Consider the following 17,511-nt stretch of genomic DNA (forward strand, 5'->3'; position numbering starts at 1 on the left):
ACTTTATGTACAACCATCATTTTAAAGGCGAAGCTATAATCACGTTGTGTGCGTTTAACTCGTTGTTCTTGTGCATGTTCCATAAAATAAGTCTCTTAAGGTGTAAACTTATTTCAGGACGGGACAGATTTAAATACAAAAAAGCCTCCAGATGGAGGCTTTTTTAGTTGAAGGCGAATTAAGCCCCAGTTTGATAATTCGGTGTTGGCACTGCTGTTGAAGCTTGGTACGGATTAGTGAAATCACCCAAACCTGCAGCGGCTTCCTGAATATCCTTACCTTCTTTAATGACAAAAGTATCGAAACCAGAACGCTTCATGTAGTTCAAAACATCTTTGAACACATCACCAGTCGCACGCAGCTCACCCTGGAAACCTTGACGGCGAAGCAATGCAGCAAATGAATAACCACGACCATCATTAAAACCTGCAAACTCAATAAAAATCGCATCAAGTTGCTCAAGCGGAAATTCATTGGTTTCAGGTGAAGCATCAACCGTTAAGTACAATGCTTTTTTACCAGAAATATTGGCAATCTGGTCTAACTGCTCTACAGTCAGAACTACATCACCCTGTGGCAATACGCCATCTTCACCAATTAACTGGTAAGTGTTATCTGCAATTGTGCCATCTTTAGAGAGCACTTGTAGTGCGGTATTAAGCATATGCGCGCTCCTTGAATGGTTGAATGCCGACACGACGATAAGTATCGATAAACTCTTCACCATCCTGACGCAAGTCAAGATAAGTATTCAGAATTTCTTCTACGATATCCGGCACCACTTCTGCAGCAAATGATGGCCCAAGAATGTCACCAATAGAGGCATCATGATCCGCATTACCACCTAAAGTGATCTGATAGAATTCAGCACCTTTTTTATCTACACCCAAGATACCGATGTTACCCACGTGGTGATGACCACAGGCATTCATACAACCTGAAATGTTCAGGTCCAGTTTACCTAAGTTGTAAATGGTATCCAGATCATCAAAACGGCGTGAAATCGCTTCAGAAATTGGAATAGATTTCGCATTTGCGAGTGAACAAAAGTCACCACCTGGGCAGCAGATAATGTCAGTCAAGAAACCGATATGCGCACGTGCCAGGTTATGCTGATCCAGCGTCTGCCACAATTCGAACAGGTCTTTTTGTGGTACATCTACCAGCGCAATATTTTGCTCGTGAGTCGTACGCAGTTCACCGAAGGTGTACTTGTCTGCAAGATCTGCAATCAGGTTCATTTCCTCAGTGGTCACATCACCCGGTGCAATGCCTGCACGTTTCAATGAAATCGTAACAATACGATAACCTTTCACTTTATGGGCATTGGTATTGATGTTGAACCATTGCTTAAACTTCGGATACTGGGCAAACAGTTCAGTGAAGTCTTCATCTGCATAATCCTGGTAATCAAATGGAGTGAAGTTTTCATCCATTTTCGCCAGTGTTTCAGCATCAATCTTTAATGTCTTAACAGTATGTACAAATTCGGCTTCAACTTTTTCAGCAAAAACTTCTGGCGTTAAGGCTTTTACCAGAATCTTGATACGCGCTTTATATTTGTTGTCGCGACGGCCGTGCAGGTTATACACACGTAGTACCGCTTCAAGATAAGCAATCAGGTCTTCTCGTGGTAGGAATTCACGAATAAAACTGCCAATTACTGGCGTACGGCCCAAGCCGCCACCCACTTTAATTTTATAGCCGATCTCGCCTGCTTCATTTTTCACGATATAGACACCGATATCGTGGAATGAAGTTGCTGCACGGTCAATCTCTTCCAGCGCAGATACCGCAATCTTGAACTTACGTGGCAGGAAAGCAAATTCCGGGTGGAAAGTTGACCATTGACGGATCAATTCACAAGTTGGACGTGGATCTGCAATTTCACCTGCCACGACACCTGCATACTGGTCAGTGGTAGTATTACGGATACAGTTCCCTGAAGTCTGGATCGCGTGCATTTGCACGGTTGCCAGTTCAGCCAGCATATCAGGCACGTTCTCTAGTGCAGGCCAGTTAAACTGGATATTCTGACGGGTTGAAACGTGCGCATAGCCACGATCATACTCTTTCGCCAGATCAGCCACTTTACGAAGTTGTTTAGAATTCATCAGGCCATAAGGTACCGCAATGCGCAACATTGGCGCATAACGTTGTACATAAAGACCATTTTGAAGGCGGAGCGGACGGTATTCATCTTCCGTCAATTTGCCCGCTAAATAACGTTCCGTCTGGTCACGGAACTGTGCAACACGTTCATTAATCAGTTGCTGATCGAAATCAGTATATAAATACATGGCGTACAGCTAGTAGTTTCTATTATATCATCGGCAAGGATAACGACATTGAATCTATCAATAAAATGCTTTTTATACATATTTCATAGCGATTTTATTGATAAGCCTAGCAAACTTTCAATGATATAAAGCTTTAGGTCAGCTTCCTCTGATTTTTAACGTGAATGATTTATTTTTTAAATCTTTAGCAGTTTTTTTCATAAACCAAAACGAGAAAGTCGTTCAATTACCACTCTTTAGTTTCGCCTAAAGCCTGACCAATAAATTGATATCGCATAGTTGATCTTGAAAACTTGATCGGGCAAGCCAGTTGAGCTTCGGTTTGCTCCCGCTGATCCGCTTTAACTGGCACCTGTACCACCCATTCACGTTGCTGCGCCAGCTCAGAATGCAGGGCTTCATCAAGCTTTAGTACAGGTTCGACACAGAAATCTGCCTGAGAAAATAAGGCTTGCCAGTGAGATAGAGGTTGGGATCTGATTTTATCGCGAATCGCTTGTTTCACTAAAGCATGATCTTCAGGTGCGAAAGAAGTTCCTTTTTCCAGAATGATCGGCAAATCCAGCAACTGTGCCAGACCTTGCATGAATTGAGGCTCCAAACTGCCTATTGATAGATAGCGAGCATCCAGAGTCCGATAATAGTCATAAAAGGTACCGCCATTTAAGTAACCTGATTCTATCTGCTGATGCTGATTACCCGCCAGACTGGCAGACGCTGCCATATTATTTAATGTCGCCGCGCAATCGGTCATGGAAATATCAATATATTGTCCCTGACCACTGCTCTGCCGCTCAATCACCGCTGCCAGAATGGCAACCAGTGCATGCATAGAACCGCCCGCGACATCAGCAATCTGGATTCCCATTGCCGGTGGTCCACTTTCAATCCGGCCACTATGTCCGGCAATCCCAGATAAAGCCAAATAGTTAATGTCATGCCCTGCCCGATCTTTATATAGACCCGTTTGACCATAACCAGTAATCGAACAATAAATTAAGCGTGGATTGAGCGCACTGAGTGTTGGATAATCCAGGCCAAGCCGTTGCATCACACCTGGACGAAATTGTTCTACGACAATGTCATAATCTGCAATTCGGGATTTGATCTGTTCAATATGTTCGGGATTCTTTAAATCCAGTGCGACAGAATGTTTGTTTCTGTTCAGATAATTATGCGTTGTAGCCTGTCCATGTGCAAAAGGTGGCATTAAACGCACCAGATCAGGACGAGTGGGTGATTCAATATGCACAACTTCTGCACCCATGTCTGCAAGATATAATGTAGCAAATGGACCGGTTAATAATGTAGAAAAATCTAATATTTTCAAACCTTTTAATGCATATGACATTGGAGTTATTACTCTATTTATATCGCTTTTTGCTTCATCATAAAAACATAAATGCCCAAAAACAATGTCATGTTCAGCCATTTACCTTGATAGTTTCGGCAATTTAACATGTAAGAAAATGGTAATTGCATTCTTGTAAATTGCCATTGATTTTTTATTTTTTGTCATTTAGGTCAAATATTAGTGAACATTAAAGAGACTGAAGGATTAAACATGAGTCGTGATACGATCAGTATCCATTTCGTCAATGCAGCCTTATATGGCGTTAAGCGCCTGGGCATGGATGTCGATACTTTATTGTCTCACGTTGGGATTGAAGCCGAGCTTCTGCATCAGCCGAAGGCCCGTATTTCGCCGGAACAATATACCCGTTTTATCAAGATGCTCTGGATGGTGACTCAGGACGAACATGTCGGTTTTGACAAACAGCCGCGTCGTCTGGGCACTTTCGCGATCATGTGTCAGCTGATTATTCATGCCAAAACGCTGGGCGATGCACTCGAGCTTTCTTCACAATTCTACAAACTCTTTGGTGACGACTGGTCTGTAACACTGGAACGTGACAAGCATGAAGCGCGTCTGGTTCCCCTGATTCCAAATTCGATGGATCCGGAGCACTTTATTACCGAAAGTATGCTGATGATCTGGCATGGTCTGGCATCGTGGTTAATTGAACGTCGTCTGCCGCTGGAACGTGTACATTTCAGCTACCCGCGCCCTGCGCATGCAGATGAATACGATGCGCTGTTCTTTGCACCTGTGATGCAGTTCGATATGCCGCGTACTGAAATTACCTTTGCAGCAGATTATCTGGATTTGCCAATTCGCCAGAATGAAGAAACGCTGGAAGAATTCCTGAAAGCAGCACCTGCTCAACTTCTCGTTAAATTTAAAAATACCAACTCGCTGACTTCTCGGATCCGTGATGTATTGAAGAGCCAGATCGGTGAAGAAATGCCGACCTTGAACGATGTCGCATCAATGCTCTACCTGTCTCCGCAAACCCTGCGTCGCCGTCTGGCTGCCGAAGGCAAGAGCTATCAGGGCGTGAAAGATGCGCTACGTCGCGATGCCGCGATTCACCTGTTATTGAATCCGGATTTAACGCTGGAAGACGTGGCACAACAGGTGGGCTTTAGTGAAACCAGTACTTTCCACCGTGCTTTCAAAAAATGGACAGGGGTAACACCTGGTCTATACCGTCAGTTACACGGTTACCATTAAAAACCTTGCTATAAAACTGTATACTTGAAAAGTATCGTTTATTAAGCGCTACAAGCCCCTAGCCCAAGCTCCAGACTTGGGCTTTTTTATGCCCGCTTTCTATTCATCAAGACTGACCAAATTGCTCAAATGATCTGGTCCGTTCTCGTCATTGCACTTCAAAATTTAATCATTACACTCGAAGCATTAGAACAATTTCAGTAAAGCAAGAAAAGGATATTGTATGAGCGAGGCCTATATTATTGATGCCATTCGCACGCCACGCGGAAAGGGAAAAAAAGACGGATCATTACATGAAGTTAAACCAATTAGTTTACTGACTACGCTCTTAAATGAACTGAAAGAACGCCATAACCTGGATACATCTCAGGTGGATGATATTGTGCTGGGCTGTGTGACTCCAATCGGTGATCAGGGTGCAGACATTGCCAAAACTGCTGCAATTGCCGCAGGCTGGGACAATGATGTGGCTGGCGTTCAGATCAACCGTTTCTGTGCTTCGGGCCTGGAAGCTGTAAATCTGGCAGCACAAAAAGTTCGTTCAGGCTGGGAAGATCTGGTCGTTGCGGGTGGCGTTGAATCCATGTCTCGTGTTCCGATGGGTTCTGATGGCGGCCCGTGGGCTTTAGATCCTGAAACCAATATGGCTTGCGATTTTATTCCACAAGGCATCGGGGCTGACCTGATCGCGACCATTGATGGTTATAGTCGTGCATATGTAGATCAATTCGCCGAGCAATCACAAAAGAAAGCGGCAGCAGCCCAAGCGAATGGTTATTTTGATAAATCCATTATTCCAGTGAAAGATAAAGCTGGCGTCGTGATTCTAGACAAAGATGAATTCATTAAACCGACAACAACTGCAGAAGGCTTAAGTGCATTAAAGCCAAGTTTTGCAACGATGGGCCAGATAGGCTTTGATGCCATCGCTCTACAGAAATATCCGGAAGTAGGCTCTGTAAACCATGTACACCATGCGGGTAATTCTTCAGGCATTGTGGATGGTGCAGCAATCGTATTACTTGCCTCCGAACAGGCAGTGCAACAGCAAAATCTCAAGCCACGCGCCAAAGTACTGGCAACGGCGCTGGTTGGTGCCGATCCAACCATTATGCTGACTGGCCCCGCCCCGGCTGCACGTAAGGCTTTAGCCAAAGCCGGACTCACCATTGATGATATTGATCTGTTTGAAGTCAATGAAGCTTTCGCTGCTGTGGTGATGCGCTTTATCAATGAAATGAAAGTTGATCCTGCCAAAGTCAATGTCAATGGGGGTGCCATTGCCATGGGACATCCACTCGGTGCGACCGGTGCCATGATTCTAGGCACTTTATTGGACGAACTGGAACGTCAAGGTAAGAAACGTGGACTGGCCACCCTGTGTGTGGGTGGTGGTATGGGCATCGCAACTATTATTGAGTTGGTATAAGGAGATCAGCATGAGCGCAATTCAATATCAAAAAACTGAAGATCATATTGTCATTCTGACCTTTGATTCTCCGAACCAGTCCGCCAATACCATGAATGCCGACTTTCGTACAGCTCTGGAAGAAGTCGTTGCTCAGTTACAGGCTGATGAACAGATTGCCGGAATTATTTTCCGATCAGCTAAAAAGACATTCTTTGCTGGCGGTGATCTGGATGAGTTAATTCAGGCGACTCCTGAACATGCCACTGAATTCTTCAATATGATTGAAGACATGAAAGCCAAACTGCATTATATCGAAACGCGTGGTATTCCAGTAGTGGCAGCTTTAAATGGCACAGCCTTAGGGGGTGGCTGGGAAATCGCTTTATGTGCCCATCATCGTATTGCCCTGAATGATGCCAAAACCAAGTTTGGTTTACCTGAAGTCACTTTAGGCTTGCTGCCAGGCGGTGGCGGTATTGTCCGCATGGTTCGTCTGCTAGGCCTGCAAAATGCCTTACCTTTGCTGATGGAAGGCAAACAGTTTGGCGTAAAAAAAGCCAAGTCTTTGGGACTGGTACATGACACCGCTGAATCGCTAGATGAATTACTTGAAAAATCTGTAGCCTGGATTAAACAACATCCGCAATCCCAACAGCCTTTCGATGTAAAAGGTTACAAAATTCCGGGAGGCTCTCCTTCTTCGTCTGCCGTTGCACAGATGCTGGCCATTGCCCCTGCGATGCTGCGTGATAAAACCAAGGGCTGCTATCCAGCTCCTGAAGCCATTTTATCCGCTGCGGTTGAAGGCGCTCAGGTTGATGTTGATACTGCATTGAGAATTGAGTCGCGTTATTTCACCTATCTCGCCACTGGCCAGATTTCCAAGAACATGATCGGTACATTCTGGCATGGCATGAATGCCATCAAGTCGGGTGCCAGCCGTCCTAAAGACTTTGCGCCATGGAAAGCTACTAAAGTAGGTATTTTGGGCGCAGGCATGATGGGTGCAGGTATTGCCTATGTCACTGCCAGCAAAGGCATTCAGGTGGTACTGAAAGATATTTCGGTCGAAGCTGCGGAAAAAGCCAAAGCGTATAGCCAGAAATTACTGGATAAAAAAGTGGCTCAAGGCCGCTTAACAGCTGAAAAACGTGACCAGATTTTAAGTCTGATTCACACCACGACAGAAGCAGCAGATTTTCAAGGCTGTGACCTGATCATTGAAGCAGTATTTGAAAATCAGGAACTCAAAGCCAAAGTTACTCAGGAAGCAGAGCAATATTTAGCATACAATGGTGTAATGGCATCCAATACCTCGACTCTACCCATCAGTGACTTGGCTCAAGCCTCTCAAAATCAGGTGAATTTTATCGGTCTGCATTTCTTTAGCCCAGTCGACAAGATGCAACTGGTCGAGATCATTAAGGGGAAAAATACTTCAGCAGAAACACTGGCCAAGGCATTTGACTTTGTGCAGCAGATTGGCAAGCTACCGATTGTAGTGAATGACAGCCGTGGCTTCTTTACCAGCCGTGTCTTTGGCACCTTTGTACAGGAAGGTTTACGTTTGCTCGCCGAAGGGGTGCATCCAGCTCGTATTGAAATGGCTGCGCTGAAAGCAGGTATGCCGGTCGGACCACTTGCTATTCAAGATGAAGTCTCTCTGACACTTTCTGAGCATGTAGCTGCAGAAACCCGTAAGGCTCTGGCAGCACAAGGCAAAGAACGCCCAAGCACCGATGCAGATGCCGTGATTCAAACCATGATTCATGAGTTTAACCGTAAAGGCAAAGCTGCTGGTGCAGGTTTTTATGATTATCCTGAAGGTGGCAAAAAGCAGCTGTGGTCTGGCTTGGAGCATTGGTATAAAGAAGTGGATATTTCTGAACAGGAAATGATAGACCGCTTCCTGTTTGTTCAAGCGCTGGATACCGTACGCTGTCTGGAAGAAGGTGTGCTGGAGTCAGTGGTCGATGCCAATATTGGTTCAATCTTTGGAATTGGTTTTGCTGCCTGGACGGGAGGTGCTGTACAGTTCTTGAACCAGTATGGTTTAACCAAGGCCTTGAATCGTGCTGAAATCTTGGAACATAAATATGGCGAACGTTTCAAAGCACCACTGTTACTCAAACAGAAAGTTGCTGAAGGTCAGCATTTTTAAAACATGAGTCTAAAAAAAGAGGAGCTTAGCTCCTCTTTTTTTTTATTTCGACGCGATAAACTCTCGAAGTCTATTGCATTCAATCAATGACAGATTTTGATCTGCTTTCCAGGCAATTTATGTTATAAAGTTACATGAGTTAGACATCCACGATGGGTACATGCATATGACTGATCACAGTTCACCTGAAAAATCACCTTGGGGTTGGAAAGCACTGATTATCTTCTGTATTTTAGGTGGATTATTCATGTTGTTTTTCTGGCTTGCGGTCAGCAATGAACCAGACTACATGCCAAGCCAGCAAAAGAAAGAAAATACCCAGCAGCATGCATTTAAGAATGCACCTGCGATGTCTCCAGAAGCTTTAGCCAAAGCACAGGCTGACCGTGAAGCTCGTCAGGCTACCTCTTCATCTCACCAGACTCATGAGATGAGCGCGGAAGAGCACAATATGTCTGCTGAAGAACATGCACAGATGGACAATGCTAGCTATGGCGAAAATACCACTCATGGCCACTAAGCAGTTCCAAGATCAAATTTAAAAAAGCGAGGTTTTCCTCGCTTTTTTATTTTCTAGTCTTTTAAGCTGAGATACATATCTATATGTGGAATGCCACAATCCAGATATTCTTCACTCTGCACGTCAAAACCCAAGTTCTGATAAAAGCCAATCGCATGTACCTGTGAAGAAAGCTTTACGAATTCACGTTGTTCTGCCTTGGCCTGATCAATCACAGTCTGCATAATGTTTTGACCGATGCCCGTACCACGTGCTAACCGCAATACAGCTACGCGACCAATACTATGATTCTTTAATAAGCGTGCAGTCGCCACGGGTTGATCCTGTAAATAAGCTACAAAATGCGTAGAGATTGCATCCTCAGCATCCCATTCATCTTCGGGAGCAATTTGCTGTTCCTGAATAAAAACGGCTTCACGTATCACTCTGGCATCTTGGGCTAACTCATCCCAGCTACCTGACATGATTTTAAGATTTTTATTGTTTAGCATTTAGAACCAATTCCCTGCTGATCCCACTGGTTATTCAATAACAATTCCAGTGAATGTTTTTGAATCCCATACATCTCTTTCAATGCCTGAATCTGAGCGAGAACAACCTGGTCTGGCTGTTCGTAATCCTTCCGTTTGGTCGCCAGAATCATTTTATTTTTACTGGTGTGTTCTAGGGCCACAAATTCAAAGACTTTGGTTTCATAACCATAGGCCTTAAGCAATAAGGCACGAATGGCATCCGTCAACATTTCAGCTTGCTGCCCAGCATGGATGCCAAACTGCAACATTGGCGACAGCACTTTCGGACTCTGTAATTGCGGTCTTAACTCTTTATGACAGCATGGAGCACACATGATGATTTGTGCATTCAGGCGAATACCGCTATGGATCGCAAAATCGGTCGCTACATCACAGGCATGCAGAGCGATCATTACATCCAGACGTTCCGGTTCATAGGTACGCACATCACCCTGGAAGAAATCCAGCTGGCTAAAACCGGATTGCTGTGCAACATTCTGACAGAACTTGACCATTTTCGGATTCAGCTCTACGCCGGTGACATACGGCGTCTGGCCATGTTTTTGCATATAGTCATACAGCGCACAGGTTAAATATCCCTTACCTGAACCAAAATCGACGATACGTAATCCTTGTTCCTGCGGCTGGATTTGAGCCAGTGCGCCTGAGAAAATCTCGACAAATTTATTAATCTGTTTCCACTTACGTGCCATGCTCGGAATGATCTGGCCTTGCTGATCGGTAACTCCTAAATGCTGTAGAAATACACTGTCCTGATCGACATAGCGCTGCTTGATCCGGTCATGGCCTTGTTCGGCTTTTGCCTTTGTAGAAACTGGTTTAACTTTACTTCGTGTCAGCATGGACTTTTTCTTGTTTTTCTTCAGCTGTAATTCTTCCTGATCGGTAAATAAGTTAGCTTGCTTGCAATAGGCCAATAATTCCGTTACTTGAGTCAGGGCTTCATGCAAAGGATAGTTTTTGGTGACATCCTGAGTCTTGTATCGATAGACACAGCTCAAGACTTTCTGCTCATTGAGCGAAATGACTCTAAAGGTCATTTTCTCCAATTGTTCAAGTTCACCTTTATACTGACTCAAAATCAGACGATCAAAATGATCAGTTTCAAAGGCTTGCTGAAAAGCCTCCAAGAATTGTTGTTCCTGAACCGAGAGAGAAGTCGATGTCGACATAAGAAAAACCTGATATGAATTGCTGCTCAAGTTTAATTGTTCTTAACTTAAAAGCAAAATTGAATTATTATACAAGTGTATATTTAAACAAGAATGACAATCATGCAGAATGCTCCCCTAGTTCCAGATTATGATCACAATGAGGAACGGATTAATTATATTAGTCATGGCCTCGGTGCTGCACTGGCTTTAATTGCCGGTATTTTATTGATTATTAAAGGCTCTTATTTGAGTGGCGGACAATGGATTGGCCTTTGGGTCTATGCTTTCAGCATGATTCTGCTGTTTTCCGCTTCGATGCTCTACCATATGTCTACGGCTGCTGACCGACGCTATTTTTATAAAAAAGTTGATCATACGGCAATTTACTACCTGATTGCAGGTACCTATACCCCGTTTCTTTCAATTGCGATTCCAACAGCCAAAGCGCAGTATTTACTGATTGCCTTGTGGGTGATTGCTGTACTTGGAACACTATTCAAGTTCATTTTCATCAACCATTTCCAGAAACTTTCTTTGGTCGCTTATCTGGTCATGGGATGGTTGGCGCTACTGGTTATGGACGATATGCAGCAGTACTTAAGTGCTCAATCTTTAACCTTCCTGATCATTGGTGGCTTAGCATACACCGTAGGTGCATTGTTTTACGCTTTAAAAAGAGTAAGATATACCCACGCTATCTGGCACATTTTTGTATTGATAGGCGCAGGATCACATTTTCTGTCTATCTATCTTTACGTGATTTAATCATCTCATTTCTCCATTTCAGTGACCCTGAGCGAGTTGAAACGAGAAGATTGCAGTTGTTTTTTTAAAAAATTACGCCTTTTTTAAAAAGATTACGCTTTTAAAACTAAGTTTTTTATTTTTAGTAAGTGTAAGGTTATTCATGGCGTCTTCAGATTCTATCGCTGTAACAGAAATTACAGCAACCAATTCAAAATTTCGTGTTTTAACAGCAAGTTTAGTGGGCACTACAATCGAGTTCTTCGATTTCTATATTTATGCCACAGCTGCCGTTATTATTTTCCCTTATCTGTTCTTCCCTACAAGTACAGATCCTATGACTGCGACTATTCAGTCGCTGGCAACCTTTGCGATTGCCTTTATTGCCCGTCCAATCGGTGCTGCACTCTTTGGTCACTTAGGAGACCGGATCGGACGTAAAGCGACACTGGTCGCGGCCTTGTTGACCATGGGTCTTTCTACCGTTGCCATTGGTTTATTGCCAACTTATGCACAAATCGGTATTGCTGCGCCATTATTGCTGGCTCTTTGTCGTTTAGGCCAAGGCCTTGGTTTGGGTGGTGAATGGTCAGGTGCGGTTCTATTGGCAACTGAAAATGCGCCAGAAGGCAAACGTGCCTGGTATGGTATGTTCCCGCAACTTGGTGCACCAATTGGCTTCATTCTGGCAACAGGCTCATTCTTGACCCTTGGCGCATTTATGTCTGAAGCAGAGTTCATGCAATGGGGCTGGCGTATTCCCTTTATCTCTAGTGCACTACTGGTGATTATGGGTCTATGGATTCGCTTGAAACTGCATGAAACCCCTGCATTCCAGAACGTATTGAAAAAGCAGAAAGAAGTGAATGTACCCTTCTTCGAAGTATTCAAAAAGCATTCTAAAATGCTGATATTGGGTACTATCGCAGCGATCTGTACATTCGTAGTGTTCTACCTGACTACTGTATTCGCATTGCAATGGGGTACCAAACAGCTCGGCTATACACGTGAAGAATTCCTACAGTTGCAGTTAATTGCAACTCTGTGCTTTGCTGCGTTTATTCCACTTTCAGCAGTTCTTGCAGAAAAATTCGGTCGTAAGACAACTTCAATCGCGGTATGTGTGGTCTCTGCTATTTTCGGTATCTTCTTTGCCGATATGCTTGAATCAGGCAGTACGCTGGTGGTGTTCTTCTTCTTATGTATCGGCCTAGCGATCATGGGTCTAACTTATGGCCCGATTGGTACCGTATTGTCTGAAATCTTCCCGACTTCAGTACGTTATACCGGTTCTGCCCTGACCTTTAACCTGGCAGGTATTTTTGGTGCATCTTTCGCGCCATTGATTGCAACCAAACTGGCAACAACTTATGGCTTGTCTGCAGTAGGTTATTATCTCACAGCAGCTTCTATCCTGTCATTACTTGCATTCTTGCTGATCCGTGAAACTAAAAATGATGATGTAAACAATCAGATCTAAGGATCTTGACAGATTAAATCATCTCAATCAAAGCCAGCAGTTCATGCTGGCTTTTTTTATGATTTCACAACAAAAACTTGCTACTTCTTTGCGGATATTTCGGGAACAATCAAATAAATAAAGCCAGAGAATAATGAGGCAGAGTGATGCAGGATCTTATTGAGCAACTTACTCAAGAACAGCTGGTAGATATTGTGATTCTGCTAGAGGATGATAAAAAACTGGACGCCATTCGCTATATCCGGACACATACAACTTTAGATGAATCACAGGCGATACAGGTCATTGATGAAATTGTCCGTGAACATGATCTGGCGCTGAATCGAGACAATAAAGGCAATATTGGCCCACGGTTCACTGATGATGCAGATGAAAATATTCCAGTGGTAACTACACCTTTGGAAGTTCCAGAGCATCCTAACCTCAGTATCGCTAAAGATACTGAGGTGGCTGCACAGCAAGTCGGCAAACGTGTGCCCGGCCGTGAGATTGAAAAGAAAATCTGGATCACCGCAGCCGTGATTTTACTGATTATTATTGTGCTCTGGTTGCTGCTTTAGCTGCAGTGAATGAATCAGTTTTTTAGACCAATTCGATAATATCAATGGTTGGAGGTACGCGAAAACGAAATGGCACGCCCACCATACCCGTTCCCACAGTCACAAATACATCTGCATGTTCATGCCGGTATAGACCTTTTTTATGGCCCAGAATGGAGACCTTTTTCATCACATAATCCGTCAGCCAAGGTAACTCGACCTGCCCGCCATGCGTATGTCCAGAAAGCATCAGTGGCCGTGTGGGCAATTTCGGCACCATATCCACGGTATCTGGATTATGCGACAGAATCACCCAAGGTTTGTCTTGAGGCAGATCCGGCATTGCACGCATATCGGTTTTTCCAGCCCAAAGATCTCCTACCCCGAGCAGACGGAATTCATCAAACTCGACAATCTGCCCTTCAATATCCATGACCTGATTCACTTCCAGCGCATAACGAAGCAATTCCTGAATCGGAGGGCCAGGATACTGTTCATCATGATTTCCTGTCACCGAATATACCGGCGCATGAATTTCCTTTAAGACCGCTAATTCCTGAGCCAGTTTATTTTCCGGTTCATAGGTCCAGTCTCCTGCGACCACCACCAAGTCCGGTTTCAGATGATTCAGCTTATGTACAATCTGTCTTAACTGGCGTTCATGTCCGGAAAACAGACCAATATGTAAGTCTGCGATCAGGGCAATCCGTACCGGTTTTTTGAGCTTCTGTTGAGGATTGATTTGATAAGGCGTGGTTTCGACCCGAATCAAATGCGGCTCAATAAAACGTGCATAACTGAGTACGGCACTAATCACGAAAATAAAAATAGACTCATGAATCGAATAGTAGCCCATCCATCCTGCATAAATACTGAAGAACACCAGCGGAATCAGCAAATACGCCAGATAGAAAGCCAGCAGGTGACAAAACGCTTTAAAGGGATGAATGGTTTCTGTACGCGACTGACTCGACCAGGCCTGATACACTGCCCAAACGGCAAGAATGGCCATGCCTAGATAAAAATAAAAAAGTACGGAACTGGTATCCCACATAGATTTGCCTTGTCGAGTCGAGGAGCTGATTAGTGGCTTTATATTTATCTTTTCATAGCTGGCAATTATACTCAATCCAAATTTTTCAGTCTTTGATGTTTATGGTAAATGCTCCCCACGCTTCCGCTCACTCAAAACCTTCTGGCTTATCAAAAGCTTACCGCTATAAAGCTGGCATTTTACTGAGCTGCAGCCTGGTACTCGGCATTCCTGCTTGCAGTACGCTGCCTCCGCAAACTGAACAGCCTAGCCGGATGGCATTTGAAACGGATACCTCGCAAACCAGTCTGGCCCAGATTGTTGAGCCTTTACGTCGGCAGAATATTGGCCTGACCGGTTATCACGTGCTGCCAGATCCGCTCGAAGCACTCGCTGCACGTATCCAGCTGATTAATAAAGCAGAACGTAGTCTGGACCTCCAATACTACATTTGGGACAATGACCGTATTGGTGCATTGGCCTTGCATGCCCTCATTCAGGCAGCAGACCGTGGCGTCAAAGTCCGTTTATTGATGGATGATAACAATGCCAAGAAAATGGAAGGCATTTATCTGGCGCTGGATCAGCATCAGAATATTGAGGTCAAACTGTATAACCCCTACCGTTTCCGTAAATACCGTGCCATGGATATGCTGCTGGATCTAAAACGGATCAACCGCCGCATGCATAACAAAAGCTTTATTGCCGATAACCAGATTGCTCTGATTGGCGGCCGTAATATGAGTAATCAGTATTATAACGTCAGTGACAGTTATCAGTTTTCTGATGTAGATGTGATGTTAGTCGGTGCCGCTTCTGATGAAATCATTCATTCTTTTGATGAATACTGGAATGATGATTATGCCTATCCAGTTCGGCAGATTGTTAATCCTCGCCATCACACGCTACGCTACCCGAGCCTGAAACAGCAGCTGGAAGAATATAGCCATGATACTGCAATCCAGAACTACCTGAATCTGGCCAATCGCTCACAGGCTTTCGATAAATGGCTGGAACACAACATTCAACTTGATTGGGTAGAAGCTGAAGTCGTTAAAGACCCACCAAGTAAAATCAAGTCAAAGGCTAAAACTGAAGATCACTTGAACTTCCAGTTATTACAGCATCTGGAAAAACCGGAAGAAAGTGTAGATATCGTATCAGCCTATTTTGTACCGGAAAAACAGGGCGCAGAACGTCTCAAGAAACTGGCTTCGGAAGATGTCAAAGTCCGAGTACTGACCAATTCCTATAAGGCCAATGACGTGCCGCTGGTCCATGCCTTTTATGCCAAATATCGTCAGGAATTGCTAGAAAATGATGTTAAGCTCTATGAGTTTTTGGCCGCGCCAGATGCCGACAACCTGAATGCCAATACTGAAGAGCTGGCACAAAAAGCGAAGGTCAGCTTAAAAGGCCTGAGCCGTTCCAGCCTGCATGCTAAAATGATGGCCATTGATCAGAAACAGGTATTTATCGGCTCTTTTAATTTCGATCCGCGTTCGGCTTATTTGAATACTGAAATTGGCGTATTGCTAAATAGTCCTAATCTGGCCCGTGCGGTACATGAAACCATGGACAAAAACTTAAGCAAGTATGCCTATAAGTTGGTTCTGGATGCCAACCAGAACATTAACTGGAAAATCCGCAATGCCAAAGGTGAAACAAAGACCTTTAAAAAAGAGCCAGGAATGAAATGGTATCAAAAAGCCTCCATAAAATTCCTGTCGATACTCCCGATCGAAGGTTTTATGTAATGAATATCTCTGAGTATTTCTAATAAAAAAGCCTCTTAATGAGGCTTTTTTAATACTTTGGCTTGCAACCTTTGCAAACCCTCCAGCATATTTTCATGCACTAGTGCAGTCAGGCTTTCTACTGTATGCCCTTCGGTCGCAATTGCCGGCAAGGCCATCAGATGAGCTGTTACTTTAGGCATTTCCAGAACATTTTGTACATGTTTGGCAAAACTGATGTTCCCAATAAAAGGCGCCACCATATCCAGTTCGCCCTGCTGATTTACATAACAGATCAGGCAGATTTGTACCGGACGTTGCGCTTCAATCGCCGCACCGAGAATACGTCCATAAATTTTTTTAATTGAGCGTCCATCAGATGTGGTCGCTTCAGGAAAAAACAGGACTGGAATATTCTGCTTCAGGAAGCCGGTAATCTGTTCACGGATTCGGACCGAATCTCCTGAACCACGCTTGATAAATAAGGTGCCACCACCTTTAGCCAGCTTGCCTAAAATTGGCCAATTTTCAATTTCAGCTTTGGCCAGAAAAAACACTCGCGCGCCTGAACCCAAAACGGCGATATCCAGCCAGGATACATGATTGCTCACCCATAATGCTGGCTCACGTGGAATCACGCCATGGACCTGAACCTCGATATTAAATACCTTGCACAACTGGCGGCAGAAATATTGTACATATCGGGTATTGTTCGGGTTATTCGGGTCTTTATACAAACCATGACGGTAAACCAGATAAAATCCCTGGCTGATGGCTGCTAATGCAGAAGTCGCTTTTCTTGTATAAAGAAAGAATTTTGCTAAACCTTGTATCTCAGGTGATTGATTTTGTACAGTCGAGTTCATAAAAAGATCACTAAATCCTAAACAAGATACAGGGAATATCCACGAATTAAACTCATTTTATACTGTTCATGTCCAACTTGCATTGATAATAAAAAACGACCAAGTACATCTATATTTTCAATTTAAATTCATTAAATGAATTAAATAAAATAAATCAATCGAAATACTAGATTAAAAAGGATGCTCATCATGCAAGATGAAACAGTTAAATCAGCTGAGATGATTCGGCCCTTAAAAGTATTAAGCTATATCTTGGGTGGTACCCTGTTATGTACGGCATTGCTCGTAACACTTGCACAACTGTTTGTCACGGCACTCTAAAACAAAGCTCGCTATAGCTAAATACTAAATAAATCATTACAGTAATCTTTAAACAATTTATCAATATCTTTAACTCTAAATTTATTGCGAATCATTTTTACTCGTGACCACATTTTTTCTATAGGATTTAAGTCCGGG

At 43.8% G+C, this 17,511-nt stretch carries 16 protein-coding genes; 9 read left to right on the forward strand and 7 right to left on the reverse strand.

From position 1 onward, the window contains the following. Positions 1–178 precede the first annotated feature (178 nt). The 3 genes from ACEWB7_RS14740 to ACEWB7_RS14750 form a co-directional block, all read right to left on the reverse strand. Positions 179–664 carry a DUF934 domain-containing protein gene (locus ACEWB7_RS14740; RefSeq protein WP_312309499.1) on the reverse strand — a complete coding sequence of 162 codons (486 nt, stop codon included), beginning with the start codon at positions 662–664 and terminating at the stop codon, positions 179–181. After that, positions 657–2,300 carry a nitrite/sulfite reductase gene (locus tag ACEWB7_RS14745; RefSeq protein WP_312309498.1) on the reverse strand — a complete coding sequence of 548 codons (1,644 nt, stop codon included), beginning with the start codon at positions 2,298–2,300 and terminating at the stop codon, positions 657–659. The genes ACEWB7_RS14740 and ACEWB7_RS14745 overlap by 8 nt, the downstream gene beginning before the upstream one ends. Positions 2,301–2,526: 226 nt before the next feature. After that, on the reverse strand, positions 2,527–3,651 hold the full coding sequence (locus ACEWB7_RS14750; protein WP_312309497.1) for a CaiB/BaiF CoA-transferase family protein: 1,125 nt from the start codon (positions 3,649–3,651) through the stop codon (positions 2,527–2,529). Between the two features lie 213 nt (positions 3,652–3,864). On the opposite strand from ACEWB7_RS14750, the gene ACEWB7_RS14755 reads away from it, so the two are divergent. The 4 genes from ACEWB7_RS14755 (at position 3,865) to ACEWB7_RS14770 (ending at position 8,967) form a co-directional block, all read left to right on the forward strand. Further along, entirely contained in the window at positions 3,865–4,875 is a 1,011-nt protein-coding gene (locus ACEWB7_RS14755) for an AraC family transcriptional regulator (protein WP_004785199.1), read from the forward strand. 223 nt (positions 4,876–5,098) lie between these two features. Further along, the gene (locus ACEWB7_RS14760) at positions 5,099–6,304 is read left to right on the forward strand and encodes an acetyl-CoA C-acetyltransferase (RefSeq protein ID WP_104425789.1); all 1,206 of its coding nucleotides are present in this window, start codon (positions 5,099–5,101) and stop codon (positions 6,302–6,304) included. 10 nt (positions 6,305–6,314) lie between these two features. Next, the gene (locus ACEWB7_RS14765) at positions 6,315–8,447 is read left to right on the forward strand and encodes a 3-hydroxyacyl-CoA dehydrogenase NAD-binding domain-containing protein (protein ID WP_312309492.1); all 2,133 of its coding nucleotides are present in this window, start codon (positions 6,315–6,317) and stop codon (positions 8,445–8,447) included. A gap of 166 nt (positions 8,448–8,613) precedes the next feature. Next, the gene (locus ACEWB7_RS14770; protein ID WP_312309490.1) at positions 8,614–8,967 is read left to right on the forward strand and encodes a hypothetical protein; all 354 of its coding nucleotides are present in this window, start codon (positions 8,614–8,616) and stop codon (positions 8,965–8,967) included. A 53-nt stretch (positions 8,968–9,020) separates the two neighbouring features. On the opposite strand, the gene ACEWB7_RS14775 is transcribed toward ACEWB7_RS14770, so the two are convergent. After that, positions 9,021–9,458, reverse strand: a complete 438-nt coding sequence (locus ACEWB7_RS14775) for a GNAT family N-acetyltransferase (RefSeq protein ID WP_312309489.1) — start codon at positions 9,456–9,458, stop codon at positions 9,021–9,023. Then, a complete protein-coding gene (locus ACEWB7_RS14780) occupies positions 9,452–10,672 on the reverse strand; it encodes an SAM-dependent methyltransferase (RefSeq protein ID WP_312316785.1) in 1,221 nt (406 codons plus the stop codon). Before ACEWB7_RS14780 ends, ACEWB7_RS14775 begins: the two co-directional genes overlap by 7 nt. A gap of 102 nt (positions 10,673–10,774) precedes the next feature. On the opposite strand from ACEWB7_RS14780, the gene trhA reads away from it, so the two are divergent. The 3 genes from trhA (at position 10,775) to ACEWB7_RS14795 (ending at position 13,438) form a co-directional block, all read left to right on the forward strand. After that, complete coding sequence (gene trhA, locus ACEWB7_RS14785) at positions 10,775–11,419, forward strand: PAQR family membrane homeostasis protein TrhA (protein ID WP_312309485.1); 645 nt, start codon at positions 10,775–10,777, stop codon at positions 11,417–11,419. Between the two features lie 142 nt (positions 11,420–11,561). After that, a complete protein-coding gene (locus ACEWB7_RS14790; RefSeq protein WP_312309484.1) occupies positions 11,562–12,878 on the forward strand; it encodes an MFS transporter in 1,317 nt (438 codons plus the stop codon). 146 nt (positions 12,879–13,024) lie between these two features. Beyond that, positions 13,025–13,438: a hypothetical protein gene (locus ACEWB7_RS14795; protein ID WP_208462565.1), complete on the forward strand. Its 414-nt coding sequence runs from the start codon at positions 13,025–13,027 to the stop codon at positions 13,436–13,438. 22 nt (positions 13,439–13,460) lie between these two features. Here ACEWB7_RS14795 and ACEWB7_RS14800 read toward each other — a convergent pair whose 3' ends face one another. After that, positions 13,461–14,471 (reverse strand): metallophosphoesterase, encoded by a 1,011-nt coding sequence (locus tag ACEWB7_RS14800; RefSeq protein WP_034704127.1) that lies wholly within the window; start codon positions 14,469–14,471, stop codon positions 13,461–13,463. A gap of 101 nt (positions 14,472–14,572) precedes the next feature. On the opposite strand from ACEWB7_RS14800, the gene ACEWB7_RS14805 reads away from it, so the two are divergent. Next, on the forward strand, positions 14,573–16,207 hold the full coding sequence (locus ACEWB7_RS14805; RefSeq protein ID WP_312309483.1) for a phospholipase D family protein: 1,635 nt from the start codon (positions 14,573–14,575) through the stop codon (positions 16,205–16,207). 35 nt (positions 16,208–16,242) lie between these two features. Here the strand turns inward: ACEWB7_RS14805 and ACEWB7_RS14810 are convergent, their stop codons facing one another. Then, a complete protein-coding gene (locus ACEWB7_RS14810; RefSeq protein ID WP_312309482.1) occupies positions 16,243–17,052 on the reverse strand; it encodes a lysophospholipid acyltransferase family protein in 810 nt (269 codons plus the stop codon). A 189-nt stretch (positions 17,053–17,241) separates the two neighbouring features. Here ACEWB7_RS14810 and ACEWB7_RS14815 point away from each other — a divergent pair, with 189 nt between their 5' ends. After that, entirely contained in the window at positions 17,242–17,373 is a 132-nt protein-coding gene (locus ACEWB7_RS14815) for a hypothetical protein (protein ID WP_267460441.1), read from the forward strand. The last annotated feature ends 138 nt before the right edge of the window (positions 17,374–17,511 follow it).

The sequence above is a fragment of the Acinetobacter sp. NIOH-H-8 genome, from assembly GCF_046635365.1.
In the GTDB taxonomy this organism is placed as follows: domain Bacteria; phylum Pseudomonadota; class Gammaproteobacteria; order Pseudomonadales; family Moraxellaceae; genus Acinetobacter.